The organism is Aeromicrobium sp. (assembly GCF_036676885.1).
Lineage (GTDB): Bacteria > Actinomycetota > Actinomycetes > Propionibacteriales > Nocardioidaceae > Aeromicrobium.
On sequence record NZ_JAKFCB010000045.1, the window covers coordinates 1 to 6,305 of the forward strand.

The following is a 6,305-nucleotide window of genomic DNA, read 5'->3' on the forward strand; positions in this document are numbered from 1 at the left end:
GCCACCGGGTCTGCAGCTTGGTCGCGTCGACGCGATTGCGGACGAACAGGTTGACCAGCGGATCGCGGTCGAGCAGGGCGTACAGCTCAGGAAGGTCGGACGTCGTCAGCGAACGGACGTGCGACGTCGTCTTGAGCACAGCGCCTCCTCGGGAGTTTGGGACAAGCCTACGACGCAAGGGGCCTACGCACGGTCGACCGTGACTTCGGCCCGGTGCGCGCTGGACCTCCGAGGAGCCTCACCGCGAGGAGTGCTGACACCAGGTAGGTGTCTCAGGGGGACTTACGTCCCCCGAGTCTCCGCCGAACTGCTCTGGCCGTTCGCGGCGGGAAGCGCTCTGCTCGTCACAGAACCTGGTGCATGAATCCTGGGTTGGAGGTACGCCACGGTGGACAAGAACTTTCGAGATCGTCCCGAGTCCGCGACCGGCGAGCGCGGTCTCGCGGTCGGGGCGTGGGCGGCGCACCGCCGGCTCTACCTCGACAACCTGAAGGTCGTCCTGGTGGCCGCGATCATCGCCGGCCACGGCATCGCGAGCTACGCGGACGGGGAGATCTGGCCCTACTCCGAGATCCGTGAGACGACGCTGGCCGACGCCACGACCATCGGGCTCCTGGCGCTGGTGGGGCCGTTCGCGCTGTTCATGATCCCGCTTCTGTTCCTGGTCGCTGGACTCCTGGCCCCGGGCTCGCTGGAGCGCAAGGGTCCGGGACGTTACGCCCGGGACCGGCTGCTGCGGCTCGGCATACCGTTCGCGGTCTTCGTCCTGGTCTTGTGGCCGCCGCTGATGTACCCGATCCATCCGCCCGGCGAGACGCCGCCGTCGTACTGGTACGACTTCACCCACTCGGGCGGCTGGGGTCTGGACGCCGGGGTGATGTGGTTCGTCGGAGTACTGCTGATCTTCTCGCTGGGCTACACCGGATGGACCCGGTGGCGCAGCCGGCGGCCCGGCCGGTTCGGGCTGCTCGCGCGACGCCGCGTGAGCCTGGGCGGGTTGCTGCTGCTCGCCCTCGCGGTGACGGTCACGACGTTCCTGATCCGGCTGGTGTACGAGTACGACGGCGACGAGTACCTCGTCGACCTGAACATGTACCAGTGGCCCCAGTGCCTGGCGATGTTCGGCCTCGGCGTCGTGGCCTCCCGACAGGGGTGGCTGACGGCGATCCCCGACCTGGTGCGCCGCCGGTGCCGCACCGCGACCCTCGTGGCCGGCGTCGCATTCGGCGCCTTCATGGCCTACGGCGCCAGCACCGGGGCGTTCGAGGGTGAGAGCGCCTGGAAAGGCGGCCTGAACTTGGACGCGCTGGCGTTCACCACGCTCGAGAGCACCATGGCCGTGGTTGGCCCGGTGTGGCTGCTCGCCGTCGCCCAGCGGCACCTCGATCGCCCGCTGCGCTGGGCACGCCCGGCCGTGAGCCGCAGCGCCTACGGCGCCTTCATGCTGCAGGGCTATGTCCTGATCGGGCTGGCCGTCGCGTTGCGGCCGCTGCCACTCACCGCCGAGATCAAAGCGCTGCTCGTCGCCGGCGGCAGCATGGCCGGGTCGTTCGCCTTGGCCTGGCTGCTCATCAAGCGCGCCCCCGGAATGGGCCGCGTCCTCTGAAGGGAGGAATCTCGAATGGGCACCATTCATCACGACCGACCGGCTGTTCGAAGCACGCACAGCCCTCGAGCGGCCACGTGGCTCACGCGTCTCGTGCTGGCCGCCGCATTGATCGTCACGACTCTGCTCGCCGCGGGTCTGGTCGTCCCTCCGGATGCCAAACGCGCCGACACCACCGCGACCACCTTCTCGGCGGACCGGGCGATGCAGGATCTCGAGGTCGTAGCCGCCGAGCCTCACCCGATCGGATCGGCGGCGCAGCAGCGGGTCCGCGACTACCTCACGGTGCAGGCCGAGGCGCTCGACCTGCCGGTGGAGGTGCAGCTCGACGAGAGCAGTGGCGCCGAAAACGTCATCGCCCGCCTGCCCGGGACCTCGAGCTCCGACCGAGACGTCCTCATCACCGCCCACTACGACTCCACTCCAAACGGCCCCGGCGCAGGAGACAACGGGATGGCAGTCGCCGCAATGCTGGAGACGATGCGCGTCCTGCATGCGCGCGAATCGCTGTCCAACGACGTCGTCTTCCTGTTCACCGATGGCGAGGAGAACGGGCAGACTGGCATCGCGGCGTACGTCGACGACCACCCCGACGCGGACCGCGTCGCAGTGGCCTTCGTGTTCGAGGGGCTTCCCGAGAGCGCTGGCACCGAGATGCGCACCACCACCCCTGGGGACGCCTGGCTCGTCGACCAGCTCGCCGACGCATCGCTGCCGATCTTCACCAACTCCGCCCTCAACACCTCCGACCGCGACCGCATCGGCAACGACTTCGCCGCGTTCGCTCCGGCCGGCATCGTGGCCGCGGAGTTCCTGACCGAGGGCCATGTCGTGCGCTACCACAAGCCCGGAGACAACGTTGCCGCCATCGACCCCGGTGTGGTGCAGGACCACGGCGACACCATGGTGGCGCTGGCCGAGCACTTCGGGAACCTCGACCTCAGCGCGGCGCGCATCACCGACAGCGACCGCGTGTTCTTCTCCGTTCCGCTGCTGGGCCTGGTGTCATACCCCGTGTGGCTGGCCCAGGCGCTGGCCGTCATCGCAGCGGTCGCATTCCTGGTGGTCGTGGGGGGCGCATGGCGGCGCCGCCTCGTCAGCGCTCCGCACCTCGCCTGGGGCACGCTCGTGGCCCCGGGCATGGGCGGGGCCCTCACCGTGCTCGCCTGGGCAGCGTGGCAGCTGCTGCTGGGGCTGAATCCGGAGTCTGAGCAGACGCGCCAGTACCCCGACTTCGACGGGAGTACGACGGCGATGGCGGCGATCGGCGCGGTCGCCGGGCTCGCCTTCGTCGCAGCCTGCCACTGGCTCGCCCGCCGGCTCGGAGCCCCGGCGCTCGCCGCCGGCTCCTTGGTGTGGTGGACACTGCTGGCCCTGCTGCTCGCGATCGGGGAGCCACTGTTCAGTGCTGTCGCACTCTGGCCGCTGCTCGGCGGTATCGCCGCCCTGGCTGTCGCAGCCTGGGTCAGCCACCCATGGGCGCGCGCCGGACTGCTGGCGCTCGCCGCGATCCCCGGACTCGTCATCGCCGTTCCGCTGCTCATCCTCGAGGCCATCAACGTCGAGAATGGACCCCTGGTCGCGGTGCCCGTCCTGATGCTCTTGCTGGGCAGTCTGCTGCCCCAACTCCTGCTGATCACCGGGCGGCTCGGTCCACCCAGAAGTGACACGCCCGAGCGCAAGGAGCAAGTGCCCCGAACCTGAGCTCCCACGTGGGCTCTCGGCACCGGGGACAGCCCCGAAGCGCCGTTGCTAGCTGACGGTGACGGCGGGTGAACCGCCTTCGACGGGCTCCATGCCCTCGGCGATGCGCATGGCTTCCTCGATCAGCGTCTCGACGATCTTGGACTCCGGCACGGTCTTGATGACCTCGCCCTTGACGAAGATCTGGCCCTTGCCGTTGCCGGACGCCACGCCGAGGTCGGCCTCGCGGGCCTCCCCCGGTCCGTTGACGACGCAGCCCATGACCGCGACACGGAGCGGCACCTCCATGCCCTCGAGGCCGGCGGTGACCTCCTCGGCGAGCGTGTAGACGTCGACCTGGGCGCGACCGCACGACGGGCACGACACGATCTCGAGCTTGCGCTCACGGAGGTTGAGCGACTGCAGGATCTGCAGGCCGACCTTGACCTCCTCGACCGGCGGGGCAGACAGCGACACCCGGATCGTGTCGCCGATGCCCTGGCTCAGCAGTGCGCCGAACGCCGTGGCGCTCTTGATCGTGCCCTGGAACGCCGGTCCGGCCTCGGTGACGCCGAGGTGCAGCGGCCAGTCGCCACGCGCCGACAGCTGCTCGTACGCCTGGACCATCACGACGGGGTCGTTGTGCTTGACCGAGATCTTGAAGTCGTGGAAGTCGTGCTCCTCGAACAGCGAAGCCTCCCAGACCGCGGACTCGACGAGCGCCTCAGCCGTGGCCTTGCCGTACTTCTCGTAGATGCGCTTGTCGAGCGAGCCGGCGTTGACGCCGATGCGGATCGAGACGCCGGCGTCCTTGGCCGCGCGGGCGATGGCACCGACCTGGTCGTCGAACTTGCGGATGTTGCCGGGGTTGACCCGGACCGCAGCGCAACCGGCGTCGATCGCCGCGAAGACGTACTTGGGCTGGAAGTGGATGTCGGCGATGACCGGGATGTTGGAGTGCTGGGCGATCTCCGGCAACGCGTCGGCGTCGTCCTGGCTCGGGCAGGCGACCCGGACGATGTCGCAGCCGGCCGCGGTGAGCTCGGCGATCTGCTGCAGCGTCGTGTTGACGTCGGACGTCAGCGTCGTGGTCATCGACTGCACCGAGATGGGTGCGTCGCCACCGACGTCGACCGTGCCGACCTTGATCTTGCGGGTCTTGCGTCGCGGTGCGAGCACCGGAGGCGGCATCGCGGGAAGTCCGAGCTCTGTCATGACAGCTTCACGGGGTTGACGATGTCGGCGTAGATCAGAATCACACTCATCAGCATAAGGAGGGCACCTACGGCGTACGCGACGGGCAGCATCTTGGCGACGTCGACGTATCCGGGGTCTGGCAGGCCCCGCAGCTTGGCGACTCCCCGGCGCAGCGCTTCGTAGAGCGCGCCGGCGATGTGGCCGCCATCAAGCGGCAGCAGCGGGATGAAGTTGAACATCGCGAGGAACAGGTTGAGCCCTGCGAGCAGCACGAGGATCCGCTGGACCCGCTCGGACCAGGTCGGGTCGTCGACCGTCACGATCTCGCCGGCGACGCGGCTCGCGCCCACGACACTGATGGGTCCTTCGGGGTCGCGGTCGGCGCCGAAGGCGGCCTTGGCGACATCGACCATGCGTTGCGGAAGATGGGCGATCGCGACGGCTGTGCCCTCGATGTACGTGCCCATCGTCGACGCGACGTAGCCGGGACCCTGGCGCTGCATCTCCTGAGTCGGCGTGACACCGAGGAAGCCGACGTTGACGGTCCTGGTCGGGTCGTCGATCGCCGCCCGCGGCAGGACGAAGGTCGCGACCTTGACCTCACGCTCGCGGCCGCCGCGCTCGAAGACGATCGCCGCCTCGCGGGCGCCGTTGTCGCGGATCAGCTCGGTCAGCTCATCCCACGACGTGATCTTCGTGCCGTTGAACGACGTGATCTGGTCGCCGGGGAGCAGGCCGGCCTGCTTGGCCGGAGTGATCGGATCCTCGGACGTACACGTGCGCCCGGCCTCGGCGTCACTGATCGCGCAGTCGGACACCGTGTTGACCGTCGTCGAGGGCTTCAGCGCCCCGAATCCCATGAACACGATCGTGAACAGCACGATCGCGATGATGATGTTGACGGTCGGCCCGCCGGCCATGACGATCAGCTTCTGCCACCACGGCTTGCGGTAGAACAGCCGGTCGAGGTCCTCGTCCTCCACGTGCTCGTACTCGGCGGTGCGGGCATCCGAGATCAGCTGCGTGAACAGGCCCGTGTTGGTCTTGCGCACCTCGTGCGGGTCGGCGTCCTTGGCCGGCGGCAGCATCCCGACGAGCTTGACGTAGCCGCCGAGCGGGATCGACTTGATGCCGTACTCCGTCTCGCCGCGCTTGACGGACCACACCGTGTTGCCGAATCCCACGAAGAACTGCGTGACCTTGATGCCGAACTTCTTGGCCGGGTACATGTGGCCGAGCTCGTGCAGGCCGATCGAGATCGCCACGCCGATGATGAACGCGACGACACCGAGGGTGTAGATCAGTGCGTTCATCGTTTCTCCACCAGCTCCGCGGCCCGGGTGCGGGCCCATGCATCGGCGCCGAGCACGCCGTCGAGGGTCAGATCCTGGCGGGCGACGTCCGGATCGCCGAGGTGCTCGTCGAGGACCACGCCCACCGTGTCCACTATGCCGAGGAAGTCCAAGTCGCCGGCGACGAATGCGTCGACACACACCTCGTTGGCGGCGTTGAACACCGCGGGCCCCGTACGCCCGAACGTGCCCGCCTTGCGCGCCAGACTGACGGCCGGGAACGCCTCGTCGTCGAGCGGGAAGAACTCCCACGTCGCCGGCTGCGTCCAGTCACATCCCGGAGCGGCGTCGGGCACGCGGTCGGGCCACGCCAGGCCCAGCGCGATCGGCAGCTTCATGTCCGGCGGAGACGCCTGGACCATCGTGGCACCGTCGATGAACTCGACCATCGAGTGGACGATCGACGGCGGGTGCACGACGACGTCGATGCGGTCGAAGCCGATGTCGAACAGCAGGTTGGCCTCGAT

At 68.7% G+C, this 6,305-nt stretch carries 4 protein-coding genes and 1 pseudogene; 2 read left to right on the plus strand and 3 right to left on the minus strand.

Translation table 11 applies throughout. The features are described from left to right. The first annotated feature begins 388 nt into the window (after positions 1-388). Together V6M46_RS02520 and V6M46_RS02525 are read left to right on the plus strand one after the other, a co-directional pair. Positions 389-1,606, plus strand: a complete 1,218-nt coding sequence (locus V6M46_RS02520) for an acyltransferase family protein (protein ID WP_332662191.1) — start codon at positions 389-391, stop codon at positions 1,604-1,606. A 15-nt stretch (positions 1,607-1,621) separates the two neighbouring features. Beyond that, a complete protein-coding gene (locus V6M46_RS02525) occupies positions 1,622-3,310 on the plus strand; it encodes a M20/M25/M40 family metallo-hydrolase (RefSeq protein WP_332662192.1) in 1,689 nt (562 codons plus the stop codon). A 48-nt stretch (positions 3,311-3,358) separates the two neighbouring features. On the opposite strand, the gene ispG is transcribed toward V6M46_RS02525, so the two are convergent. From ispG to V6M46_RS02540, 3 genes and pseudogenes are all read right to left on the minus strand, one after another. Next, entirely contained in the window at positions 3,359-4,504 is a 1,146-nt protein-coding gene (ispG, locus tag V6M46_RS02530; RefSeq protein ID WP_332662193.1) for a flavodoxin-dependent (E)-4-hydroxy-3-methylbut-2-enyl-diphosphate synthase, read from the minus strand. Beyond that, the gene (locus tag V6M46_RS02535; protein WP_332662194.1) at positions 4,501-5,799 is read right to left on the minus strand and encodes a M50 family metallopeptidase; all 1,299 of its coding nucleotides are present in this window, start codon (positions 5,797-5,799) and stop codon (positions 4,501-4,503) included. The genes ispG and V6M46_RS02535 overlap by 4 nt, the downstream gene beginning before the upstream one ends. Next, positions 5,796-6,305, minus strand: a pseudogene (locus V6M46_RS02540) (1-deoxy-D-xylulose-5-phosphate reductoisomerase); the annotation flags it as partial. The pseudogene V6M46_RS02540 and the gene V6M46_RS02535, both read right to left, overlap by 4 nt.